Below are 22,086 nucleotides of genomic sequence, written 5' to 3' on the forward strand. Positions count from 1 at the left end.
GCAATCGGTAGCCCAGTCGGCGGTCGCGAGCGATAAAACCTCCTTTGGAATGACTCGGGTAATCTATTCAGGATAGATCTAGGTGTCCTCGAGTCGTAATGGAAGTTTTAGAGTGATTTCCAGCTGGCTATGAAACCGCTTGAATGGGTTCTAGATCGGTGAAGCCAATACGCTCGTTGGCGGCCTGCTGCAGGTTCAGCAAGCTTTGCTCAACCTGAACTCGGACCTCCTCCATCTGGGCGGCGTTCATTTTTCTGGGAACATCAATGGGTTTGCCGTACGCAATTTCGACTTTGGCGAAGGGGAGGGGAAGCATGGTCCGGTCCCAGGCACTGCGGAAAATCCAGGCTGGATTTGCAGAAGCGGTAATCGGTAAAATGCGTCCGCCCGTCCAGCGAGCCATGCGGACGATGCCTCCTTGGACATGTCCACGAGGACCTCGTGACCCGTCGATGGCTAGAGCGGCCCCGTGTCCTGGCTTTGACCTTACGAACTGAATCATCTCCTGAATGGCTTCGAGTCCATCGCGACCGGAAGATCCTCTGACTACGTCCAGCCCTAGGCGCTCCTCAAGTTGGGCCATCGCTTCGCCATCGAGACTCTTCGAGCACATGGAGACCCATTTGGCGCCGGGCATTTGGGTCATGTGGTGGATGAGCACGAAAGTGCGCCCGTGAAGAAAGGCGGCGATTGCCGGTTCTGGGGAAGAGACCGCTGCATCCAAATGTTCCCTACCGGATTCCTGAATTCTCCAGGTCCAGTTGAGAATGCGGATGAGACCCAATGCCAAGGTCGGGTAAACCTTTAGCATGAAAAAGCGTTTAATCGGTCTGGGTTTGGCAGCGGACGGCATTGTGAAGGCTAAACCGTCCACAAGGGGTCGGCAGGGAGGGAAGTCGAAAAACTAGATAGTGGCAATTTGTGTTCGAGCGGAAATATTGGGTCGAAGGTTCATTGTGGCGTCAAGAGTGAACGGTGTTCTCGGCAGTTAGGCGTGTCTAGGCTTGGTGGATCAGTACAACCTATATTTGGGGAGTCTGTTTTCAGCTCGCTTCTGTTTATGCCTGCCGGTAAACCCGCAAATTCATCGTATGTTCAAAGAAATCAAGAATTTTCAACGGACCGACTTTTCAACGAGTATTCCCTTCCGTATTACGGACCACAATTATGGGGATCATGTTGCCAACAATGTATTCGTCGAGTATCTGCACGAAGGAAGGGTGCAGTTTCTCAGTTCATTGGGCTACACGGAGCAAGATGTCGAAGGAGTATCTTTGATCCTGTCGGAGCTTTGGGTCAAATACGCGAATCAGGCATTCTATCCGGATACACTGAAGTTGGAGATGTCCGCGACGAATTTCAGAGGAACCCGATTCGACCTAATCTATCGAGGATTTGATCAGTCAGGAGATCTACTCGTATTGGCCCGGACCGAAATGGCGGCGATCAATGGCGAAACTGGGAAGCCCATACGAATGCCAGAAGCGTTTGCAGGGCGGTTTAAGCGTTAGGGGGTTGAAACTTGCACTGGGTGTTGAGCATTCATTGTAGGAGCCCCGGCAAGTCGGTGCGATAGTCCAGTTGTATTCAAATTGCGGGGTGAAATCGCTCCTACGATATGGAAACGGTTCTAAACAAAGGCATTCTCAATGTCGCCTACTTCCAAGGCGGTGATTCTGGAAGGCAGGCCTCGAATTCGTCTCCCAACTGCTTCTCGTAGTCGCCCGCGTAGGTACATGCAAAGAAGCGGTCCAAGGCTTCTTCATGGAGCCGTTGCCAGCTTTGCTCTTCCGATCCAGGGTTGATCGGGAAAAAAAGGGCGCCGTTGGCCTCTGCTGCCTTTCGGTCTCCGGGGGCATCCCCGATCATGAGAATTTTGTCGCTGGGGTACTTATCCTTAGCCGCCATTTCAAGGTGCTGAATCTTGGTTCCGCGCTCTTGGCCAGCAATAATGGATACAAAGTCGCGGATGCCGTGCTCTCCCCATTCGCGTTCGAGGGCATCGACAGGGGTTTGGGAAATACACATAGCGTCGGCCTTCTCGTTTATTTTAACCAGCGTTTCCCGGACAAGAGGGAAAGGAGGGACACCTTGGACTATATCCGCGACCGATGCGTTTACGCCATCGGACCATACTTTCACGGGTGCGAGACCTTCGTTGCCTCCGGCGACTTCAGTGTTTAGGGTAGCGTTGCCTAGCTTGGTTTCCCGGCTCATCCATTCCTCCAGGGCCGACAGGGCGGGTAGCTTTACATTGCGGGCGGTAACTTCTGGGCGCTCGCTGAGAAGCTGGATCGCCGATGTGAGGGCAGGGAAACGATTGCAGCCGCGACTTTTGGAATAGAGGTTTACGAACTCCCAGACTTCGCGGGCATACTTGCTGACCGCTTGGAGATTCCAATACTTAATAAACATGGGAGCGAAGCACTCCTTGTGCTTGATCTCCATGCTGTCGAAGATGCATCCGTCTGAGTCGATGCCGACAAAGAACTCTTTCGTAGGTTGGTGGTCTCGTAGAATTTGTGCTGGATCGTTCATATTAGTCAGGAATTCTCCTAGCGCAATTGTTGCAAAAGAAAAGGGTTTTGCGCTGCTTTTGATTCGGACTGAATATGGAAATCTTTCTTTCTCTAATGGTGTGTTTGCTCCTACAGCTGCTTTAGCCTGATCTCCTTGAAATACCAAACACTGTCGGGGTCATGGGCCTGCAGTTCGATGGCCCCACCTGTTGGCTTGAGCAAACGCCCATTGCGGTTCGGTTTCCGATCGGGTCTAGTCTAACATTTCGAAAAAAACTGCCCCAGTCGATATCGCCCAGAGCATGTCGCATTGGCACCTGCCAGCGGCGACCGTGATTGATTACGATCGACCAAGTTTTACTAGCGAGCGATTTGGCCACCCAAGCGGGCTTCTGGAAAAACTAGGGATTTCGAAAGGGAAGACAACTTTTGGACACATTGAATGTTTGTTTGGTCTTCCCGACGCGAAACTAGCGGTTTTAATAAGGATAGGATGGGGGTCATTACTAACTATCAAGAGATTCTTAATCGGATTGTTCGCGTGGATCCGGTGGCATATGGTCGGACCCGGAATTTCATCGATGGGGCGGTCACCAAGCTTTCTCCTTATATCTCAAGAGGTGTCATCTCAACCAGACAAGTCTTTCGTGCGGTAACGGAGCGCGGGATTGAACCCAGGAAAATCGGAAAGTTTATTCAGGAGCTCGCATGGAGAGATTACTGGCAGCAGGTATGGATTGCCAACGGTAGTGAGATCAATCAGGACCTGCGGCGCGAACAGCCGAACATTTGTCACTATAAAATCCCGAAAGCCCTTGTCGAGGCGAGCACAGGTATCAGTGCTATCGACGACGGCCTAAATGAATTTTACGAGACGGGGTATTTGCATAATCACGTTAGGATGTATGTCGCGTCCATTGCGTGTAATGTGGGGGGAAGCCACTGGCGGGTGCCGGCTCGGTGGATGTACTACCATCTCTTGGACGGTGACTGGGCCAGCAACGCACTGAGCTGGCAGTGGGTGTCTGGATCCAATGCGGGTAAGAAGTACTACGCCAATCAGAAAAATATAAACAAGTATTGTCGCACCCACCAAAAAGGGACCTTTTTGGACGTGGATTATGGGAGTTTAGAAAAAGCGGAAATTCCCGAAATTCTTCGAGAAAGAACAGTTCCCAGGCTGGAAACACCCTTGCCGGAAAAGAGAAGCATCGAAATTGACCCTGAACTGCCCACTTTGATCTACAATTTCTACAACCTTGATCCGAAATGGCATGAGGAGGCGAACTTCAATAGGGTCTTGCTGATGGAGCCCTCCGTTTACAAGGCGTATCCAATATCCAGTAACTCCATGGAATTTATGCTCGGGTTGTCAGAAAACATTAAGGGAATTCAATGCTACGTGGGGGAGTTTGACGAACTGGTTGAAACATATAGTATCCGAGAGGCGGTTTTCAAAGAACATCCACTCAACCAATACAGTGGCAGAGAGGAGCCTCGTGACTGGATGTTTGAGGTTACGGGATATTACAAGTCGTTTTTCGCGTTCTGGAAGAAGTGCCAAGGAGAGCTGAAGTAATGGAGGCCATTAATCTCGTCTGGCTCAAACGCGACCTCAGGACGCAAGACCACGCCCCCTTCAATGCAGCGGAAAAGGATGGTCTCCCGTACTATCCGATATATATCTTCGAGCCATCCCTGTCGGCTCACCCCGACGCATCACTGAGGCACCAGCAGTTTGCTTATCATTCGGCACTCGTGCTGAATGATGAGCTTCTCAAATACAATCGTCGCGTGGAATTGCTTTTCGGTGAAGCGGAGGAAATATTTCGATCCATCGCTAGCAAATTTGTGATCGGAAAGGTTTTCTCGTACCAGGAAACAGGCGTAGAGCTCACATGGAAGCGCGACAAGAAAGTGAACGCGTTTTTTCAAGAGAAAGGAATAGTTTGGAAGCAATTTCAGCGAGACGGTATTGTTAGAGGCATTACGAATCGCGATGGTTGGGACAAAAACTGGTTTACCACCATGAATGAGCCAGTGCTCAAAAACACCTACTCCGTCTCTGGCGTTAAACCACTTGCCCATTTTTTTTCTTGGCCAGACGATTTCAGAAGTCAACTGGAGGCCTATCCCACTGTCTTTCAACCGGCTGGAGAAAAAAGCGGATGGCGCAGCTTGAAGTCATTCGCGAACGAGCGAGGATTCGATTACAGCAAGCACATTTCCAAGCCCCAGCAAAGCAGCGTTTCAGGAGGTCGTATTTCTCCCTATCTCGCCTGGGGAAGTTTAAGCATCAAACAGGCCTATCAGCACGTCAAAAACCATGAGAAGTACGGTTCGAACAAACGACCGTTCGGGGCCTTTCTCATACGACTCAAATGGCATTGCCACTTCATCCAAAAGTTTGAAGTGGAATGCGAATACGAACATACCTGTATCAATCGGGGATATGAATTGCTTTCCCGCGAGAGCGACCCAGCGAAACTCAGTGCGTGGCGGAAAGGTCGGACGGGGTTTCCCATGGTGGATGCCTGTATGCGGAGCGTATCCCAGACGGGATGGATCAACTTCCGCATGCGCGCAATGCTGGTTTCTTTTCTCTGCCACCACTTGGATCAGGATTGGCGGAAAGGGGTTTATCACTTGGCTCGACAGTTCTTGGACTACGAGCCAGGAATTCACTACCCGCAGTTCCAAATGCAGGCGGGTACAACAGGTATCAATACGATTAGAATCTACAATCCAGTAAAGCAAAGTAAGGATCATGATCCGTGCGGGACGTTCATCAAAAAATGGGTCAAGGAGCTGAAAAATGTTCCTGCGGAGTATATCCATGAACCTTGGCTGATGACTGGTATGGAACAGCAATTGTGCGGATTCAAAATGGGCAGGGACTATCCACATCCTGTAGTAGACCTCCAGGAAAGCGCAAAGAAAGCACGTAGCAAGATATGGGGGCATCGTAAAAATTTGACTGTAAAAAAGGAGAACAACCGAATTCTCGCGATGCACACTCGCTCCAACGTTCGAACTCCGTGAGCTACGTAAAAAACTACCCTCGAGCCAGAGGCGACTCCAGCGAATCGAAGCCCTCGGCAACAGTAGCAGGAAGGGACTGCTTGCGGTTTGTTCGACGGAGATTCTCCCGTTTTCACGCGTTTGTCGCTTTTCCCTTCGAAGCAGAAGGGGTCCGCACGATCCCGTAGCATCTCGCTGTCGATTTGTTCAACCTCGTAGTCCTCTGTGATCCCGACCTATCCGAAAGGGTGGCCGGGGCAATTGTTGACCCTTGCAAGCACGTGCGAGGCTCGCAGAACTTGGTGCAGCGAAGCACCCCGCTCGGATTCGATTTGAAAGCAGCTTTAGAGGGAGCATAGCGAGCTGATTTCTCTCGTTTCTGGAATCAGGCACATGCGGGCGATTGACAGGTTTTGAATCGATAAAACGAGGAGGGGATCCATTTAGGAGCATCCGCGGGTTGCAATGAGGATTCAGCTGGATATCCGATGTATCATGCTATCCGTAGGGGCCGTTTCAAAAGCTTACCAGAATCGCCTTGTTTTAAATGAGGTTTCCTTTGCCATGAATTCTGGTGAACGGGTTGCCCTGATGGGCCCCTCCGGTTCCGGCAAATCGACCTTGCTCAATTGCCTTTCTGGCCTCGATACCCCTGACGAGGGAACGATCATCTTTGACGGCGAGGAATTGACTCGGCTCTCGCCTGATCAGCGAACCTTTATACGTAGAAGCCGTCTGGGCTCTATTTTTCAGTTCTTCCATCTGCTTCCCACGTTAAACGCAGTGGAGAACGTGGCCCTCTCCTTACAGCTCAATAATTACTCTGCCTCAGAGCAAGCGCAGCTCGCGATGGATATGCTGGAAGAGGTTGATGTCGCCCACCGAGCTAAGGCCTTCCCAAGGGAAATGAGCGGTGGCGAAATGCAGCGGGTAGCAATTGCCCGGGCTTTGGTTATGAAACCGAAGCTGCTTCTAGCAGATGAACCAACCGGCAGTTTGGATACGAAAAACGGGGAACGTGTGCTCAACTTGATCGAGGCCTTGTCTGAGGCTAACCAGGTAGGGCTCATATTAGTGACCCATCAGGAGGAAACCACGCGAATCTGTCACCGAACCCTGCATATTCACGACGGCATGCTGTCTGAAGAAGAAGCGCTGGAGTCGAGGGCTTAGCCCAACCCGTTGGAAATGGAACGTCCAGCGTCACCGCAAGCCCTACTGGGAGTCTGGCTCAAGACCAGTCTGAGGCATTGGCTGCGGCACAAGCTTCAATCCGCCATCTTAATCGCGATCATAGCCTTGGGCGTAGCGTCTTTTCTTTCAATCCGCATGGCTAATAGGGCTGCCGTAAAAGGATTTAGCGGGTTCACGGAAACCGTCACCGGACAGGTGGATTTTACCTTGGAAGCACAAGGGGGACGGTTTCCCGTTTCCTGGTTGAGTGGAATCAGGAAAAGCCTGCAGCAAAATCCTGTCGAATTAGCTCCTGTTCTTGAGGTTCTGGCATTGGTGGAAACATCAGTGTCGAAGCAAAAGAGATCAAGCGATCTCCTGCAAATCCCCGGCGAATCACTGCGGATTCTCGGCGTCGACATTATCGGTATCCAAAACTTCAATAACCAAAACATCAGTGCCTCTCTGTTGTTTGCCGAAGAGGGAGAAGAGGAGCGAGATATCTTCTCCATTGCAAGAGATCCGAAAGCCTTGTTCATATCACCCAGATTGGCTGAAAATCTGTGGCTTGCGGTTGGAGATGAAGTTGAAGTCATCGTAGACGACCAGCGTTTTATCTTAACCGTCAGAGGAATACTACCAACGAGCCGATCGGGAGTGGAGGTTCCGGAGAATCTGGCAATCATGGATTTACCAGCCGCGATGGCATTGGCGGGTAAGCCGGATGTCGTCTCCCGCGTGGAAGTGATTGTCGAGGCCGAGGAAAGATCGGAGGCTTTGCTAGAGACTATTAGGAGCTCGCTGAGCGAACACGCCGCGGGTCGCTGGAGGGTGCTTCAAGCCGAGCAGCAGGAAGAGACGGGAGCGGCCATGACATCCGCCTTTCGGCTCAATCTCACGATATTGTCTTTGATTTCCCTGCTCGTGGGGCTCTACCTGATCTGTCAATCGATCGACGCAGCCGTGATTCAGAGGCGCAAGGAGATCGGTATTCTAAGAGCATTGGGATTGATCCCGAAAGAGATCAAGAAGCTCTGGCTCCTTGATCTGACCGCGCTGGGGTTCCTTGGCGGATTCTTTGGAATTTTCATCGGTTGGGCGTCCTCACAAATCGTGGTCGTGGCCATAGCCAGAACGGTTAGCGCCCTTTATACCGAAACGACTGCCGAAAGCGCCCAGCTCAATAGCATCGACTGCTTGATTGGAATGGGGCTTGGCGTTTTTGGAAGCCTGGTCGCTGGAACTATGCCCCTCAGCGTTGCCACTCGGACGAGCCCCGCCAAAATCATCGCCAGCGGCCGTCAGGAACTAAATGGAGCACGGTACCGTTATCAATGGCTAGGCGGGCTCCTTCTTTTATTGGGTTGCCTGAGCTCTTTGGCAAAGCCGGTGATATTTTCCAATGGTCAGGCCTTTCCCGTCTTTGGCTACATAGCGGCGCTTTGCTGGCTCCTTGGAGGAGCGCTCACAGTAGCCGGTCTCATTTCACCTATGGGGAAAGTATTGCATCGCGGTGTATCCAAGCATCTTACGGCGGGACTCGGGATCGGAAAGCTGCGCCTGCCGGGCAATCGACATCGATTGGCTGTATCGGGACTTTTTGTGGCGATCGGCATGGCGGCCAGTATGAGCATTTTGATCGGCAGCTTTGAAACAACGATTACGCATTGGTTGAAGACCCGCTTCCAAGCGGATATCTATGTCGCGAGTCGAGCATTCAGCGGAGCTTCCTCCCAGTACTTTATTCGTTCGACCACCATTGCTCAGTTGGCCGAAGAGCCTGGAATTGATGCTGTATCCACTCAGCGGTACCTGCCCATTCAATTTCAAGAAAAACAGGTCTATCTGGTCGGCATTCGTACGGAGCTAATCGAGGACTACGAAAAATTCTTATGGATTGATCCTCTCCTGAGTTTGAGCGATATGCCTGATGGAGCGGAATCCTGGGCCATCATCAACGAAACTTACTGCTATCGCTTTGGATACCGAACCGGCGATGTCGTCACTCTGGAAAGCAGCAAAGGAAGTCACCCGATTTGGATACGTGGAATGAAAGCCGATTATGGAAACGATCAAGGCGCGATACTCGTCGACCAAAAGTATCTGGAATCCTGGTACGAAGTGTATGATTTCTCGAACGCGACTCTTTACCTTTCAGCAGGGGTCGATGTTGATCCGATTGTGAAAGACCTGAAAGAACGGTTTCCGGAACTAGCGATTCGGGAGCAAGGAGCTTTGCTCAAGAATGCCCTGCAGGTATTTAAAGAAACCTTCGTTGTGACCTATGCCTTGAAAGTGTTGGGATTGTTTGTGGCGGTCCTGGGATTAGCTCTGGCGCTTTTGAATATACTTCGGGAAGATGTCTCCAGTCTCCACACCCTCCGCGCGCTCGGAGTCACTCGAGCCGAACGAGCGGGTATCACCGCTTTTGAGGGCACAGGGATGACTCTTATCGCTACGCTAGGCGGTATTCTCCTAAGCTTCGCCTTGGGTTGGCTGCTCGTTTTCGTTATCAACCGGCAGAGCTTTGGCTGGACGCTTCAATACGCCGTCCCGTGGGGTGAAATTTTGAGTCTAGGAATCCTCCTTGTCGCCTTGGGAGCCCTAGTAAGTTGGCTGGTCGGATGGCTGGCAGGAAATGAAAAACCCATGCAGGAAGAATGATGAACAGAAGACGATTCTACTTATTCCTATTGGTATTCAGCATTGTAATATCAGAATGCCTACGTTCTGGCGTTCCAGAATTTACTCAGGAAGGCTTTCGAGTTCCGCAACCGCATCAAGCCCTCAAGTTTCCAAGGGCGCATGGGAGCCATCCTGATTTTAAAATCGAATGGTGGTACCTAACCGGTCACCTCCAGTCCAATTCAGGGAGAGAATTCGGGTTCCAAGTAACGTTTTTTCGCTTTGCCGGAACCAAGGGGGAAATCGGTCTTGAGGATCCAAATTTCGGGCAATCGCAAATCTACTCCACCCAGGTGGCCCTGACGGATATTGGAGCAGGCAAGTTCTATTTTGATGAAAGAATCGATCGCAACGGATGGGATGCATTTGCGAGCGAAGACGTACTCGACCTGAAGCACGGCCCCTGGTCGATGAAGATGACCGACCACCTCAGCGAAGCCATCGACGTTGGTTTTCATATACGCGACAAGGCGGCCTTAAAACTGCGAATGCGTCCCACAAAGCCGTTGGTAGTCTTCGGCCCTGACGGCACTTCCCGCAAAGGTCCCGATCCCACTGCGCGAAGCTACTACATTACGTTCACCCGACTGGCGGTTTCCGGTAGCATTGAGATCGACGGGGAGATCCTCAATCTAGGGGGCGAAGCATGGATGGATCATGAAATTTCTAGCCAGCAATTGAGCGAGAATCTTGAAGGCTGGGATTGGACGGCTATCCAGCTGGATGACGGGCGGGAAATTAAGGCGTATCTCTTAAGGCAAACCGATGGGACTCCCTCCGAGTTTTCGCAACTGATCTGGATCGATGAAGCGGGTCGTTCAGTGTACCAGGGCTATGGGGACGAAGGCTTTTCATGGAGTAAGGAAAGCTATTGGGAGAGTCCAGTTACCGGAGCCGTCTATCCCACCACCGTAACGATTGAAACCGTAGACCCTAAGACGGGATTGTGGAGGCTATTAACCTTGAGCCCAATCGTAGCGGAACAGGAGCTCACGGGAGACCTTAATGGCACCAACTACTGGGAAGGGGCTTGTAGAGTGACGAATAAAGCAGGCGAGTGGATCGGGCGTGCTTATCTGGAGCTCGCCGGCTATGACGATTCATTGAGCGGCGCATTGCGATAGGGGCGGGAAGAATCTTCGTGACCCCGCGACCTCTAGCACCACCAAACTCAGTGGTACTCCAGTAGGCCCTCGATCGCAGTGGCGATGCGTTTGCTGACGTCGGCAGGGGGAAAGGGGTTAAAGGGTCCGCCTTCGCCGGGATCGATGTCGTTGAAACCGCTTAGTTTCATGGCTTCGATGACTGCGGAGTAATTGTAGGCACGGCCATTTTCAAATCGAATCTCCTCGAAAGCCGTTACCTTTTCCTCAATTGAAAAGGCTGTATCGTAGTCTTTGATACGCTGGGCATTGTTGATTTCGTCGCCTGCTCGAGCGCAAAGAATGGAAATTCCTGAAGTGTGACCTTTTGTTCCGAGTTGCGCTCCCTTTGTGCTTCGGTCTCCAACTCCCCAGATAACGATGCCGTCATCGGCGACATCTTCGACCATGGAAGAGACATCCTTTTCGAAGGTGCCCACTTTGACACCGATAATATGTGGGGAATCCTTGATCAGTCGCACAATCTGGTCTCGATCGCGTTCGTTGCGATAATAGTAAAGGAAGCGAGCCCCACAAGATTCGCCGTATCGATTGGCGAATTCAAGCAAGCCTTCGTAGAGCCCTTCTGTGCTGTAGATTCCACCAAGAGGCATAATGAGGTAGAGATCAGGGGGGCGGGGCAGAGCAGCTTGCTTTTCGATCAGGTCTCCGACTTCTCTAATAGGATTGGGCACGATTGCCGACATCAGGATTCCGTTATTGTTCATGAGGTTACCGGTTTCCTCAACGAGCTTCAACTGATCATTCAAACCGACGTGGTTGATAAGGCTCGTGCCCGCTAGGGAGATGACTCGTTTACGCCCATCGCTAAGGAAGTTGCGATTCATCAAGTAGCTCATGTTCTTTAGATGAGCGTTATAGTCGATGCGTCCATCGCGATAGACGATCGGGGGAATCGTAGTAACGGAGTCGAGGGCCTCGAGGAGTGCTGAATTATTCATCTTGGGAGAGACATCGAAGGGGAGCCTCCGTTTGAGTCAAGGGTGGAGGTATTGCAAACCTTTAGCAAAAGAGCGAAAAGCCTCTGTAGTAACGCCTGAAAAATTTCTATCAAAAAACGTCCTTCACTGCACGATATTGTGTTTAATCAGATTAGAGTAGTGAGGGTCGCCCAAATTGAAGGCCGGCAGTTTTTTTGTGCTTTGCGTGTGGATGTCCGTTGCGAGACTTGAGGATATGATGGTTTGGCGGCAATGGCCGAGACCTATCACCGCGTTTTCGGTCATTCCGGGAAACGAGTTCCCAGTGATGTTTATGCTGGAGGTGTTATCCAGCACGATACCCGTTCCTACGTCTTTCTGATTAAGATTTTCGGTTTCGATTTGGCGTTTGGTTTTGCCGTTACCCATATAACTGTTGGCGAAGCTGTTTCCGGTGATGGTGATCCGGTCGCTGTCCGGACCGATTCTCAAACCGTAGTTGTGAACGATTACAAAGGTATTGGCGGAAAGGGTACAGCCGTGAGCGTCGATTAGGTCTATGCCCCTAGAGAACTCGTGGGCGATGACATTGTAACTGATTGTAATACCGCAGTAGTCGCGGTCCAGAATGACCGCATCCCCTTGGCATTCTTCAATCATGTTTCCGGACAGAACGGATCCTTATGTGTTTTCGATGACCACACTATGGCGGAGATGATTATCCAAGTTGTTTGCGTTCATGCAAAGATTGAAACTGTCGATATAGTGGACGGCGTCCTCGTTTTCCTCGAACTGGTTGTCGCTAACCACGATGTCGTGGCAATCCGTAATATTCAGTCCGGTCTTGGCATTGTAGCTGATGACGGAATCGGACACCCGTGGGTCTTCGTAGCAATTGTCGAGATGAATTCCGTGGTTCCCATGATGGCTCCTGAGTGTGCATGCCAATCCCGCTCTTCGGGTTACCGCTGATGCGGAAGTTGCTGAGCTGCACGCGCTAGATTCGTTTCTTGGGATCGACCTCGTATCCATCCGGACGTATATGTAGGGTAGGTTAGCCATGATCGTTTTTATTGAAGTGAGTGGCAGGCCCAGCCCCTTCGATACGAATATTCTCCCGACTTGGAATAAGGGGCTCGCTCAACTAGTATGTTCCGGTAGCGATTTAAGCGATCCCGCCTGTTTCGGGCACTGCATCGAAGGCTTCTTGCAGGTGCTCGTGGTTGGAAGATCGAACGATTCCCGGTTGGGCGGAAAGAACGGGAACTAGCAGGACCAGAAAGAAGAAAAATGAGGGGCCTTTCGTAGTCGTTTAAAGCTCAAGGACTCTTGAATCGTCAATCCTGGGGTGCTCCTCGATGGTTTTTCAATCGGTGACCCTAAGGGGTAAACTCCTTTGAGAGGTTGAACGATGAGAGCTTTCCTGCACTTTTTGCGTTTGGCATACGCGGTTACTTTGAATTAGGTTTTGCGGCGCATTGGAAAATGGCATTGTCTAGTATTGAGGGAGTAGGGGTGGCACTCTCGCGAAAAAGAGATTGATTTGCTACTGGAAAAAGGCGTGCTTACGCTTATACTGTGTTCACTGGTTAACCATCCTTCCGCTCGACAACTGACAATGCCTACTCTTTTCAATCTCTTTAGGTGGATTATAGCTGCCGCAGTAATCGCTGCTATTCTGCCCTACTGCGTTCGAGCTCAGTCTGCTTTATCCGAAGCGGGAGTGGGGAATGACTCTAGTTTTCTGATCGAACTCGAGGCTTACGCGAAGTATGGAGGCGATATCGATGTGATCGACGGAATGACCGGAAGGGAATATCATCGCGCGAATGACGTGGTGAAGACTGTCAACACGAACTTTCCCAAAATCATGGGGGGTCTGCATACCATGCTCCTTGTCCTCGAGCTGAAGCACATGGAACACCAAATGACGATTGGGATAGAGCACACAAAGCGGCTTGGCGAATTGGCGGCGGCTTTTGGGATAAAGAACTTTAAGGTCGAGGACGAGTCCTGGTTTTTGAAAGAGCGAAGGATCCTTGCTCGACTTCGGGAAAAGCCGTTTTTTCAAATCAAGGAACTGGTCGTATGGCATGAGGAAGAGTTAAGCGAGATCGCCTTAAGAGGAAATGAGCGTGGGAAAAACATTCGATTCAGCCCCGATACCCTGAGCTGGGAACGTCGTGTATTGACCGAATGGGAAGTGAATGTCCGCACGCGCAATCGATTCAGGCGGATCAACAAATGGCAGGGTTTAAACCTGGATACGAATCATGGATTTCATATCAGCGAGGGGCTCCCGACCAATATTAGCCCGTCGAGTTTTAAGGAAGTCAAAGTATGCTATCCGATTATTGTTTCAAGTGAAAGGGACACGCAGGAACAGAATGACCTCTTGCAGCAGCAAATCGTGAAAAATCTCAGCTACCTGTACGATCCCTTTTCTTGGGCCGCCAAGCGTACGACGCGGTTTAGGGGAAGAATTCCAGGTACATTGCATAAGCACCTGCAAGATCGCAGCTATCGGGTTAAGGATCGCGATTGGTTCGACCCGACGATTTGCAATTTCCTAAATGACGTGGTTGCACTGCAAATGTATGGGTTGAAGGAGATATACGATTTTTATGTGGTGCAACGGTTTGAGTCAGGCCGAAATCTTCTAGGGGAGGAAATGGACCCGTTGAACTGGCATCCGGGTGAGGAACGCGAAACGCACCAGGCGAGAAAGAACCCAAAAGTTCGGCTTAATTTCAATAGCCCTACGGGTGCTCGTTTTGCCATGTTAGATGCGTACTTACGGTATGGGGACGAATTTTTAGAAATTCTCCGGATTCAGTTGACGGGACTAAAAGAGAAGGCCGTTGGGCGTGACATAGTAGAGCAAGTAATCAGTGCAGTGAGTGGGGTTCCTGCGGAGTCCTACATTAAAGCTGCCCTCAAGGCTCAGTCGGAAGGTATAATGGAATACCATAAAAAGCATTATCCCGAATCTTACTGAGGATTCAATAACCTCATACGCCAAGCGAGTCGCTGCAATGGCGTAGTGCCCTGATCGGCCAAGGGCAGCAGGAAGGCTGACGCCTAGCGGACTGGTTGATGGGTACAGAGTCTTAGGACGCCGCACTTTTACTACAGCTCTTTGATCATGATATTGCGCCAGCGGACTTCAAAGGGTCCAGTGCCGGCCTTTATGCCGTGAACCTGCAGACCAATTGAGCCTGAGGGGTACTCGCGGTAAATGCCGCCGGGAAGTTTTAGCTTGGTGACCTGTTTCCCGTTGATGAAAGTAGTGATGGTGTCGCCTTTGGCAATGATGTGGAATTCATTCCAATCATTGTTCTTCACGTGATTGTGGCTCGCTCCATCGCCCGGTTCTTTCGAGATCCAGCCGGTATTGAGGCCTTCACCGTAGATAAAGCCTGATTGCCCGGGACTGGTCTCGATTTCAACCTGTGGACCGAAGTAACGGCGACTGCCCCATTCGCGATTATGCGAGCGAATCTGGACTCCAGAGTTCAATCCCTCGTCCACCTTAACTTGGAACTTTAATTCGAAGTCACCGAAGTGCTTGTAGGAAGTGAGAAAGGTGTTCGGGCTGCCTTCGGCGGTTCTTCCTAGGATGGCCCCGTCTTCCACGTAATAGTTGGCGTAGCCTTGAGCGACGCCCCAGCCAGACAGAGTTTTGCCGTTGAAGAGCGGCTTCCAGCCATGGTCCCCATGGGAATCGGCGAGGAGCGACGGGGCCGCGGCACATAAAGACAGAAGAATCAGGCGACTTAAAGTTGTTTTCATAAAGCGTAAAAGGTTAAGGATTCAATTGAATGGGTTAAGCTAGGCGATCAAAGTGGTAGGTGAGTGGAATCTTGGCAAGCGGGTAACCGTTCAAATTTTCAAGAAATGTTTCAGTCTAATGTAGAAAGGATAGTGAGACAAATCGTGAGCCCTAGCCTTGTTAACGAAAAAAAGTTTCATTCCAACCGCAAGGTACTTTCTTAGTTTTGCGTCTGTTAATTCTCGCGTGTTTGTGGGGCTGTTTTGTCTTGAAGTGTACCAACAGGAATAGTGACTCGAAAGAAGCTCCTCTTTCCAATTTTACGTTCAAGTTAGCTCCCTTAAAATCTTCGAGTTCGTTTGATATACTTAATCTGAGCCCGGTTCTTCCACAGTCGCGATTGGAGCCTGCGTTTCCCTAAGTGAACGATTAGAAAGCCGTGAGGGTAATGGAGGAATTTGCCTTATCCTGCTCGGTTTGCACAAGGATAGATTCGATCTTGTCTTGCGGACCAAGGCAGTCAGACTTTGTTAACGATGATGATCCTTCCAGTTCTGGCTTTTCTCGACATATTCTTCAGCAGTTTTTTTTCGCTGATCGTAAACGTGTTCTACGCCTGCCTGACGATTTTGCTCGCAGTTGGTATACTATGGCTGGTGGATGGGCATGTATTTAAGGAAATCGACTTTCTCAAGGAGATTCAAAAGGGCAATATTGCCGCCGCGATATTTGCGGGATTCTTCCTCCTTTCCGTTTGTCTGCTCCTGAGCTTCACAATGCGTTGAGCTATGGGTCTAAGGAATTATGCCCTCGGTTTTTCTAGCCTAGTTTTTCTGATATCCCTATTGCAAGCAGCGGAGCAAAGTTTGGTAAGTGACGACGAACAGGGAGAGGGAGCGCAAGATCTCCAATTTTCGAGAGACCTCACAGGCCGGCACGACGAAATCTTCCGAAAGTATACCCGTACATACTTCGGAAGAATGCCCTGGAAATGGTTTAAGGCACAGAGTATCCAGGAGAGCAATTTGCAGCCTCACGCCAAAAGTGCGGCAGGTGCGATGGGATTGATGCAGTTGATGCCGGCAACATTTCAGGAGATTCGAAAGGAAGTGGGGTTGCCGAATGCTCCTTATGATGCGAAGTCCAACATTCATGCGGGCATTTGGTATAATATGAAGTGTTACAATGTATGGACCGAAAGCCGGAGCAGCGGGGAGATTCTGAAACTGATGTTCGCTTCTTACAATGCCGGACCGGGGAGTATTATCCGCGCCCAGAAAGTGGTACGGAGTGGTGGCCTTTGCGATGGAAAGTACTGGGACTGTATTCAGCGCGGCCTTCCTCAGGTAACGGGTAATCACTCGAAGGAAACGATTGAATACGTTGCGAATGTGGAACGCTACTACAAAATCTTGCGATAGTAGGGTGTGGAACTGGACCTCAGAGGCTGAATACGTTCGGTATTGGCCCGCTGGGGCGCTAGCGATCTTCGAACGGGGTTGCCTGTAGCCTAGAGCGTTTTCCAATTAGTGGTTCATTTCCCTGTGTGGGTTTGGGTGAGGAAGCTCTGGCATTAGAGGGAGGGCTCGACGGTTCGGTAAGCCGCTTACCGGAACGCTGGACCGTCGTGTCCTCGGGTTGCGACCTGCGGAAGGAAGAATACTTGAGACTTTTTAATTGAGAAAAGACTGTCACCAGTAATCCGTGACATCCAGAGCTTTCGGAAGGTCTACCCATTCTCTAAGAAAATTTCGCATGAATCGAAAGGTAGGGCTAACTGTCCTTGGTCATCAGCATTGGCTAGTCCTGGTTTGGCTACCTGAGGACAAGCAGAGCAATCTCCTATTTTTATACTTATTGGACACTCGCCTAGACCTGCCTATTGTAGAGACGTCGGTAAAGTGGGCTTTTGACAATGAGGTCATCGTGAGAACCTGAATCAACGATTTGGCCGTTTTCGAAAACGAGTATTTGTTGGGCAGAGTCGATCGTACTGAATCGGTGTGCGATTATGATGACCGTTTTCCCTACTATTAACTTGCGGAGTGCTTGCTGAACTTTCTCCTCGCTTTCTGTATCCAGAGCTGAGGTCGCCTCATCCAATATCAAGATCGGGGCCGCGCGCAGAAAAGCGCGGGCTATGGCAATACGCTGGCGCTGTCCGCCTGAAAGCCGAGCTCCTCGTTCTCCGACGATTTCGTTATACCCTTTATCCATCGATCGAATGAACTCATCGGCGAAGGCATCTTCAGCGGCAGCCATGACCTCGTCATTGCTGGCATCCTGACGCCCCAAACGAATATTCTCCATTACGGTATCATCAAAGAGCACCGGTTCCTGGGAAACCAGAGCGATTTGCTGGCGAAGCTCTCTTAAGGGGACTGAGCGAAGATCTCTCCCATCGATCGAAATCGATCCGTTCGCCACGTCAAAAAAGCGAGGTAACAGATTTACGAAGGTGCTTTTCCCGGATCCACTTGGGCCGACTAGGGCACAGGTAGAACCGGCTGGGATCTGGGCGTTCACGCTACGCAGCGCGGGATTGGAGTCGTAGGAAAAATCGACGTGTTCGAATCGGATTTCTCCATTGACCGATTTGAGGGGAGCTGCACCAGAATTGTCGACGACATCGATCGGCTCATTCAATATTTCCTCAACCCGACTCAAGGCAGCTGCCCCCTTGGAAAGCTCGGCCGCAAACATCCCCAGATTTTTGATCGCTGTATACAAAAAGTAGAGTCCGAGAAAAACGCCGGTGAACACCCCGCCGGCGACACCCTGAAAGTACCCGATTACGAAGGCGATAGACAGGCCGACTGACGAAATGGTTTCAATTACGGGAGGTAGTGAAAATCCATATTTGACGACCTTCATTTGTGCCTTGAACAGTTGTGCTGCCCGATCGCGAAAACGCGTAGACTCGCGTTCCTCAAGGTTGAAGGCACGGACTTCTCGAGCAGCGCTGAGATTTTGAGCAATATTCTGGGTTAAGCCGCCAAACTCTTCCTGTTGCTTTACCGCTTTTCGCGAGAGTTTCAGGGTAATGTGACGTATTGGGAAAATGACGATGGGCAGGGCTGCGAGGCAGAGGTATATCTCGAGCACCCCCTCGTCTTGAACGGCCTTGAGCGTGAGAAAGTAGGCAGCACCTATGATGGTCGCTGGCTGGGTGATGAATTTGCGGGCGACATAGTTCAGGGTGATCTGCAGCATCTGAGTGTCGCCTGTAATACGAGCGATTAAGTCACCCGTGGAATTCTTCTGAAAGTACGAGAATGACAGCAGCTGGAGTCGGTCGAAAACTCGAATGCGAAGGTCCCGGATAGCCGATAGGCCCGCTGACTGGAGAAGGTAGGCCCCCAAGAAATTTGACCCTCCAATGATGAGGAAAAGGACCGGAAAGATTGAGGCGACGAGGATTATTTCGTTTAGCATCAATGCCCGGTCATCGCTGAAAATGCCCGTAAATAGCCTTTCGACCCCGTTCGTCAGACCGGCTCCAGTGAGGGCGCCCCCAATCGATCCAAAGATCGCCGAAAGCCATATTTTGCCCTGATATGGCCTAATAAGAGCGTAGAATGTTTTTAGGTCCTGCAGCATGTGGGGTAGTAAGAATGAGGGTCAGCCGACTGAGTGCAATAGCGGAAGCCCCTCGGAAGAATTTCCGAAGCCAGGCTCTGATACACTTGCAATTTACCAAACGACCCACAACTTTCTCACCATCCCCGATCGTCTTATTTAATTCGAGTCACCGCTTAAAGGGAGCACGGCCATTCCCCTCAAGACACTCCTCTCGGTCTTCGTCTTCCACCTATATGCCATTGAAAATGCAAATTGCCGACTCTTACGACCAGCCTGTCTGGCAGAGTTGGCTTCAGGACCTGCCGGAGGCAGTTGCCCAATTTCCGGAGAAAAGTTTGCTTCAAGGTGGCCGTAACCAGCTCTTTCGGTGCCGTTTTGAGGGCGTTGATCTCGTTGTGAAGCGATTCCCAAACGATGGAGTTTGGAAAAAAATAGTCTATCGGATTTGGGATAGCAAAGCCAAACGTTCCTATTTGCACACACAGCGCCTCAATCAAGCGGGTCTGAGTAGCCCAACCCCGGTCGCCTGGCTCGAAGCATGGGAAGGTCAGTGGTTGAACGAGAGCTTTTACGTCTGCCTGTTTGTTCCTTTCGAACACGAAGCTCGCAAACTCCATCAGCTCCACCTGCCTCAAAGGGAGGAAAAAGCCCGCCTGCTGGGGCATTCCCTCGCAAAGATGCATTGCGCGGAAATACTGCATCTGGATCTTACCCCCGGAAACCTTCTCTACACGCCTAGACAAAGCAGCGGCTGGGACATCCAGATAGTAGATAACAATCGGATGCGTTTTGGCCCAGTGCCTCGTCGGGCTGCCATCACTTCTCTCGCTCAGGCCGATTTGCCTGACGACTTGCTGTCGCCAATGCTCTCTACCTATGCTGAATCCGTAAGGATTCCGGTTGGAGAATTGGAAAAGGCGTATCGCCGTCGCAGCCAAAGCTATGCCTTGAAGTGGCGGATTAAAAACGCAACTCGACCATTAAGGAGAAAAATTGGCCTCTAAACATAAAGTAAATCAGGGCTCATGGGACGGCTTCAGTGAGCAACCTTATCCGGTCCGGAATCGGTACACGGTCTTCGAGCGAATCCGGTGTTGTCTGTGGTCTCACTTTAAGTCCGTGCTATTCACTATTGGGGCATTACCTGCAATCGTAGGTTTTCAGGGAGCACTCTCTTTGGGTTTCCGCCCCAGGAATTGGACATATCGCAGCAGAATTCCGCAAGAGTTCATGGGTATTGCGGTGGGGCTGGACTCATGCGATGGCCCTCGGGTCGCACACGAAATCGAAAAGCTTGGGGTGCAACAGATACTGCTTCGCTTTCCCATTTGGGAAATGGATCGATTGGAGGAGCATTGGGATTTTGTGGAATCCCTCCCTAACTGCGAATTTGTCCTGTGTCCCATGCAAGACCGTGAGCATATTCTCGATCATGATTTATGGCGGAAAAATTTGAATACGGTTGTGCAACGTTTTTGGCCCAGAATTAAGAGCTATCAAATTGGCCAAGGAATCAATCGTTCTAAATGGGGCTTTTTCGGCTGTGATGAGTTTCTTGCCTTCGCCAGTGTTGCGGAAGAGCTCCGATCAAACTTTCACGGCATTCAGTTCGTCGGACCCTGTGTTTTGGATTTTGAGCCGGTTCCTTTCATCCGCTCGATGCTGCACAGGTACGATATAAATTGGGATGTGGCGGGTTGTGCACTTTACGTTGACCGGCGAGGCTGTCCTCGAAATAGACAGCTCCTTATCTTTAATCTCACTCAGAAGATCTATCATTTTGTCGCCTGTGTGCTTTGCAGCAACAAGTCGAGTCGCCGTTTGTGGATAACGGAAGTTAACTGGCCCTTAGAGGATCAAGGTGTCTATTCCCCCACAGGAAGAAAGGAATGTGTTGATGAGGAGACTGCAGCAGGGTATTTAAATAGTTACTACGAAGATGCTTGGCAAAGCGAATTCGTCGAGCGAGTCTATTGGTGGCAACTGATTTCAAGAGGCTACGGCCTTATTGATGTTAACGATGACAACGAATTGCGCTATCGTCCTGCCTACTATCAATTCCAGAAATTACTGACGAAAAATTTGACTGATTCAGATCAGTTGGAGGGAAATAAAATTGTAGGAAGTTCGGTTAGTTCGATGATGTAATCGATTTGGGGCAACTCAGATTCGCCATTTACCGCGACCGGGGTTGCCGAGGATGAGATTGGCTACCTTGTCGTGAAGGAACTGCTCCTTTTCCGAATCCCAGGATACGGGACGCACATCTATTTGTACAGCGCCGGACCGGCACAGTGCGACCTAAGTTGGCCAGGCTTTCTCAACTGAGGCCGCACTTCCTTGCGATACAAAACCAAGGTAGTCGGCGGCGAATGGAGCGAGCAAAAGACGTTCTTTCTTGCTGAGGTCAAAAACTCACATCCGACGCTCTTTGATATCGCTCCAAGAGAATATCGGGCGGTTTGGGATAGCGGGAGGGATACACGTTCCCGCACGTAAATTCTGTATGGCAAATTGAAACCCGAAAAATGACCTCCAGCGAATTGCGACAACGCCTGCTTGGCCGGGAACCGGTATTCGGTACGCTTATTGTGTCTTCGTCGCCCCAGTGGCTCGATGTTATTCGAGGCTGTGGTTTGGACTTTGTATTCATCGATGCGGAACACATCGCACTCGATTGATCGGAATTGAGTTGGATGTACTAGGCCTACGCGGCGATTGGCTTGCCGCCGAAGGTGCGAATCCCTGCTCCAGATCCATTCGCTGGGACCATGGCGATCGACGGAGGCGCGGCGGGCGCTGTTGCTCCGTACATGGAGTCTGTAGACTACGTTCGGGCGCTTAGAGGAGCGGTGAAAAAGCTTCTTACTAAAGGACGGAAGCTCGATGGAATTCTGGCGGGCGAGGTGTTAGAGCCTGATCTCGAACGATTCATGAATAAGGACGCCAACGAGCGACTGTTGATTATCAATATCTATAGCGTTCCGGCGATAGAGGCGCTGGACGATATTCTCGATGTCGTCTTTAAGGCAAACATTCGAAATGCTAAATTGCTGATTGAGGCACTGGAAAGAAAGAAAGGTGAAGCCTGACTTCGTATTGATATCCTCAAGTATTTGATATTCGTTTCGCTCTTGTGTTACCCAATCATGTATTGTTCCCTGCTTGGTGCTATCATTGGAGGAGAATGAATGCTCATATTGTTATATTTATCTAAGTTTGAGAAAAGTTTTGGCTCTACTGGGTTTAGG

Annotated in this window: 21 protein-coding genes; 14 read left to right on the plus strand and 7 right to left on the minus strand. The window is 50.6% G+C overall.

Translation table 11 applies throughout. The features are described from left to right. Positions 1-127: 127 nt before the first annotated feature. Positions 128-811 (minus strand): lysophospholipid acyltransferase family protein, encoded by a 684-nt coding sequence (locus tag GA004_RS05540; RefSeq protein WP_283396313.1) that lies wholly within the window; start codon positions 809-811, stop codon positions 128-130. Between the two features lie 280 nt (positions 812-1,091). On the opposite strand from GA004_RS05540, the gene GA004_RS05545 reads away from it, so the two are divergent. Then, positions 1,092-1,511, plus strand: a complete 420-nt coding sequence (locus GA004_RS05545; RefSeq protein ID WP_283396314.1) for an acyl-CoA thioesterase — start codon at positions 1,092-1,094, stop codon at positions 1,509-1,511. A 145-nt stretch (positions 1,512-1,656) separates the two neighbouring features. On the opposite strand, the gene GA004_RS05550 is transcribed toward GA004_RS05545, so the two are convergent. Then, complete coding sequence (locus tag GA004_RS05550) at positions 1,657-2,538, minus strand: HAD family hydrolase (protein ID WP_283396315.1); 882 nt, start codon at positions 2,536-2,538, stop codon at positions 1,657-1,659. Between the two features lie 474 nt (positions 2,539-3,012). Between GA004_RS05550 and GA004_RS05555 the strand changes: the two genes are divergently transcribed. From GA004_RS05555 to GA004_RS05575, 5 genes are all read left to right on the plus strand, one after another. Continuing rightward, a complete protein-coding gene (locus GA004_RS05555; protein ID WP_283396316.1) occupies positions 3,013-4,098 on the plus strand; it encodes an FAD-binding domain-containing protein in 1,086 nt (361 codons plus the stop codon). Further along, positions 4,098-5,561, plus strand: a complete 1,464-nt coding sequence (locus GA004_RS05560; protein ID WP_283396317.1) for a cryptochrome/deoxyribodipyrimidine photo-lyase family protein — start codon at positions 4,098-4,100, stop codon at positions 5,559-5,561. Before GA004_RS05555 ends, GA004_RS05560 begins: the two co-directional genes overlap by 1 nt. Positions 5,562-6,005: 444 nt before the next feature. Then, positions 6,006-6,713, plus strand: coding sequence for an ABC transporter ATP-binding protein (locus tag GA004_RS05565; protein ID WP_283396318.1), 708 nt, complete (start codon positions 6,006-6,008; stop codon positions 6,711-6,713). Between the two features lie 15 nt (positions 6,714-6,728). Continuing rightward, the gene (locus tag GA004_RS05570; RefSeq protein ID WP_283396319.1) at positions 6,729-9,377 is read left to right on the plus strand and encodes an ABC transporter permease; all 2,649 of its coding nucleotides are present in this window, start codon (positions 6,729-6,731) and stop codon (positions 9,375-9,377) included. Further along, positions 9,374-10,522: a lipocalin-like domain-containing protein gene (locus GA004_RS05575; RefSeq protein WP_283396320.1), complete on the plus strand. Its 1,149-nt coding sequence runs from the start codon at positions 9,374-9,376 to the stop codon at positions 10,520-10,522. Before GA004_RS05570 ends, GA004_RS05575 begins: the two co-directional genes overlap by 4 nt. A 47-nt stretch (positions 10,523-10,569) precedes the next feature. Here GA004_RS05575 and GA004_RS05580 read toward each other — a convergent pair whose 3' ends face one another. The 3 genes from GA004_RS05580 to GA004_RS05590 form a co-directional block, all read right to left on the minus strand. Beyond that, a complete protein-coding gene (locus tag GA004_RS05580; RefSeq protein ID WP_283396321.1) occupies positions 10,570-11,502 on the minus strand; it encodes a dihydrodipicolinate synthase family protein in 933 nt (310 codons plus the stop codon). A gap of 123 nt (positions 11,503-11,625) precedes the next feature. Next, on the minus strand, positions 11,626-12,153 hold the full coding sequence (locus GA004_RS05585; RefSeq protein ID WP_283396965.1) for a NosD domain-containing protein: 528 nt from the start codon (positions 12,151-12,153) through the stop codon (positions 11,626-11,628). 9 nt (positions 12,154-12,162) lie between these two features. After that, positions 12,163-12,543 (minus strand): right-handed parallel beta-helix repeat-containing protein, encoded by a 381-nt coding sequence (locus GA004_RS05590; protein WP_283396322.1) that lies wholly within the window; start codon positions 12,541-12,543, stop codon positions 12,163-12,165. On the opposite strand from GA004_RS05590, the gene GA004_RS05595 reads away from it, so the two are divergent. Together GA004_RS05595 and GA004_RS05600 are read left to right on the plus strand one after the other, a co-directional pair. Further along, complete coding sequence (locus tag GA004_RS05595) at positions 12,542-12,751, plus strand: hypothetical protein (RefSeq protein WP_283396323.1); 210 nt, start codon at positions 12,542-12,544, stop codon at positions 12,749-12,751. The genes GA004_RS05590 and GA004_RS05595 overlap by 2 nt on opposite strands. Positions 12,752-13,099: 348 nt before the next feature. Further along, positions 13,100-14,479, plus strand: coding sequence for a hypothetical protein (locus tag GA004_RS05600; protein ID WP_283396324.1), 1,380 nt, complete (start codon positions 13,100-13,102; stop codon positions 14,477-14,479). 131 nt (positions 14,480-14,610) lie between these two features. On the opposite strand, the gene GA004_RS05605 is transcribed toward GA004_RS05600, so the two are convergent. Continuing rightward, complete coding sequence (locus tag GA004_RS05605) at positions 14,611-15,273, minus strand: 3-keto-disaccharide hydrolase (protein WP_283396325.1); 663 nt, start codon at positions 15,271-15,273, stop codon at positions 14,611-14,613. A gap of 516 nt (positions 15,274-15,789) precedes the next feature. Here GA004_RS05605 and GA004_RS05610 point away from each other — a divergent pair. Beyond that, on the plus strand, positions 15,790-16,038 hold the full coding sequence (locus GA004_RS05610) for a DUF350 domain-containing protein (protein WP_283396326.1): 249 nt from the start codon (positions 15,790-15,792) through the stop codon (positions 16,036-16,038). Between the two features lie 3 nt (positions 16,039-16,041). Further along, on the plus strand, positions 16,042-16,674 hold the full coding sequence (locus GA004_RS05615) for a transglycosylase SLT domain-containing protein (protein ID WP_283396327.1): 633 nt from the start codon (positions 16,042-16,044) through the stop codon (positions 16,672-16,674). Positions 16,675-17,122: 448 nt separating this feature from the next. On the opposite strand, the gene GA004_RS05620 is transcribed toward GA004_RS05615, so the two are convergent. Beyond that, positions 17,123-18,853: an ABC transporter ATP-binding protein gene (locus tag GA004_RS05620; RefSeq protein ID WP_283396328.1), complete on the minus strand. Its 1,731-nt coding sequence runs from the start codon at positions 18,851-18,853 to the stop codon at positions 17,123-17,125. Between the two features lie 227 nt (positions 18,854-19,080). Here GA004_RS05620 and GA004_RS05625 point away from each other — a divergent pair, with 227 nt between their 5' ends. From GA004_RS05625 to GA004_RS05640, 4 genes are all read left to right on the plus strand, one after another. Beyond that, positions 19,081-19,839 (plus strand): BUD32 family EKC/KEOPS complex subunit, encoded by a 759-nt coding sequence (locus GA004_RS05625; RefSeq protein ID WP_283396329.1) that lies wholly within the window; start codon positions 19,081-19,083, stop codon positions 19,837-19,839. Next, a complete protein-coding gene (locus GA004_RS05630; RefSeq protein ID WP_283396330.1) occupies positions 19,829-20,983 on the plus strand; it encodes a hypothetical protein in 1,155 nt (384 codons plus the stop codon). The genes GA004_RS05625 and GA004_RS05630 overlap by 11 nt, the downstream gene beginning before the upstream one ends. Positions 20,984-21,363: 380 nt before the next feature. Continuing rightward, positions 21,364-21,516: an HpcH/HpaI aldolase family protein gene (locus tag GA004_RS05635; RefSeq protein WP_283396331.1), complete on the plus strand. Its 153-nt coding sequence runs from the start codon at positions 21,364-21,366 to the stop codon at positions 21,514-21,516. A 54-nt stretch (positions 21,517-21,570) separates the two neighbouring features. Next, on the plus strand, positions 21,571-21,927 hold the full coding sequence (locus GA004_RS05640) for a hypothetical protein (protein WP_283396332.1): 357 nt from the start codon (positions 21,571-21,573) through the stop codon (positions 21,925-21,927). Positions 21,928-22,086: the final 159 nt, after the last annotated feature.

The organism is Candidatus Pelagisphaera phototrophica (assembly GCF_014529625.1).
Classification (GTDB): Bacteria; Verrucomicrobiota; Verrucomicrobiia; order Opitutales; family Opitutaceae; genus Pelagisphaera; species Pelagisphaera phototrophica.

Excerpts from the sequence above, each read along its gene's own strand:
- GA004_RS05540 (WP_283396313.1), bottom strand. The coding sequence starts at position 811 with ATGCTAAAGGTTTACCCGACCTTGGCATTGGGTCTCATCCGCATTCTC.
- GA004_RS05605 (WP_283396325.1), bottom strand. The coding sequence starts at position 15,273 with ATGAAAACAACTTTAAGTCGCCTGATTCTTCTGTCTTTATGTGCCGCG.
- GA004_RS05550 (WP_283396315.1), bottom strand. The coding sequence starts at position 2,538 with ATGAACGATCCAGCACAAATTCTACGAGACCACCAACCTACGAAAGAG.
- GA004_RS05545 (WP_283396314.1), top strand. The coding sequence starts at position 1,092 with ATGTTCAAAGAAATCAAGAATTTTCAACGGACCGACTTTTCAACGAGT.
- GA004_RS05580 (WP_283396321.1), bottom strand. The coding sequence starts at position 11,502 with ATGAATAATTCAGCACTCCTCGAGGCCCTCGACTCCGTTACTACGATT.
- GA004_RS05575 (WP_283396320.1), top strand. The coding sequence starts at position 9,374 with ATGATGAACAGAAGACGATTCTACTTATTCCTATTGGTATTCAGCATT.
- GA004_RS05565 (WP_283396318.1), top strand. The coding sequence starts at position 6,006 with ATGAGGATTCAGCTGGATATCCGATGTATCATGCTATCCGTAGGGGCC.
- GA004_RS05590 (WP_283396322.1), bottom strand. The coding sequence starts at position 12,543 with ATGGCTAACCTACCCTACATATACGTCCGGATGGATACGAGGTCGATC.
- GA004_RS05615 (WP_283396327.1), top strand. The coding sequence starts at position 16,042 with ATGGGTCTAAGGAATTATGCCCTCGGTTTTTCTAGCCTAGTTTTTCTG.
- GA004_RS05570 (WP_283396319.1), top strand. The coding sequence starts at position 6,729 with ATGGAACGTCCAGCGTCACCGCAAGCCCTACTGGGAGTCTGGCTCAAG.
- GA004_RS05560 (WP_283396317.1), top strand. The coding sequence starts at position 4,098 with ATGGAGGCCATTAATCTCGTCTGGCTCAAACGCGACCTCAGGACGCAA.
- GA004_RS05610 (WP_283396326.1), top strand. The coding sequence starts at position 15,790 with ATGATGATCCTTCCAGTTCTGGCTTTTCTCGACATATTCTTCAGCAGT.
- GA004_RS05635 (WP_283396331.1), top strand. The coding sequence starts at position 21,364 with ATGACCTCCAGCGAATTGCGACAACGCCTGCTTGGCCGGGAACCGGTA.
- GA004_RS05600 (WP_283396324.1), top strand. The coding sequence starts at position 13,100 with ATGCCTACTCTTTTCAATCTCTTTAGGTGGATTATAGCTGCCGCAGTA.
- GA004_RS05620 (WP_283396328.1), bottom strand. The coding sequence starts at position 18,853 with ATGCTGCAGGACCTAAAAACATTCTACGCTCTTATTAGGCCATATCAG.
- GA004_RS05595 (WP_283396323.1), top strand. The coding sequence starts at position 12,542 with ATGATCGTTTTTATTGAAGTGAGTGGCAGGCCCAGCCCCTTCGATACG.
- GA004_RS05555 (WP_283396316.1), top strand. The coding sequence starts at position 3,013 with ATGGGGGTCATTACTAACTATCAAGAGATTCTTAATCGGATTGTTCGC.
- GA004_RS05625 (WP_283396329.1), top strand. The coding sequence starts at position 19,081 with ATGCAAATTGCCGACTCTTACGACCAGCCTGTCTGGCAGAGTTGGCTT.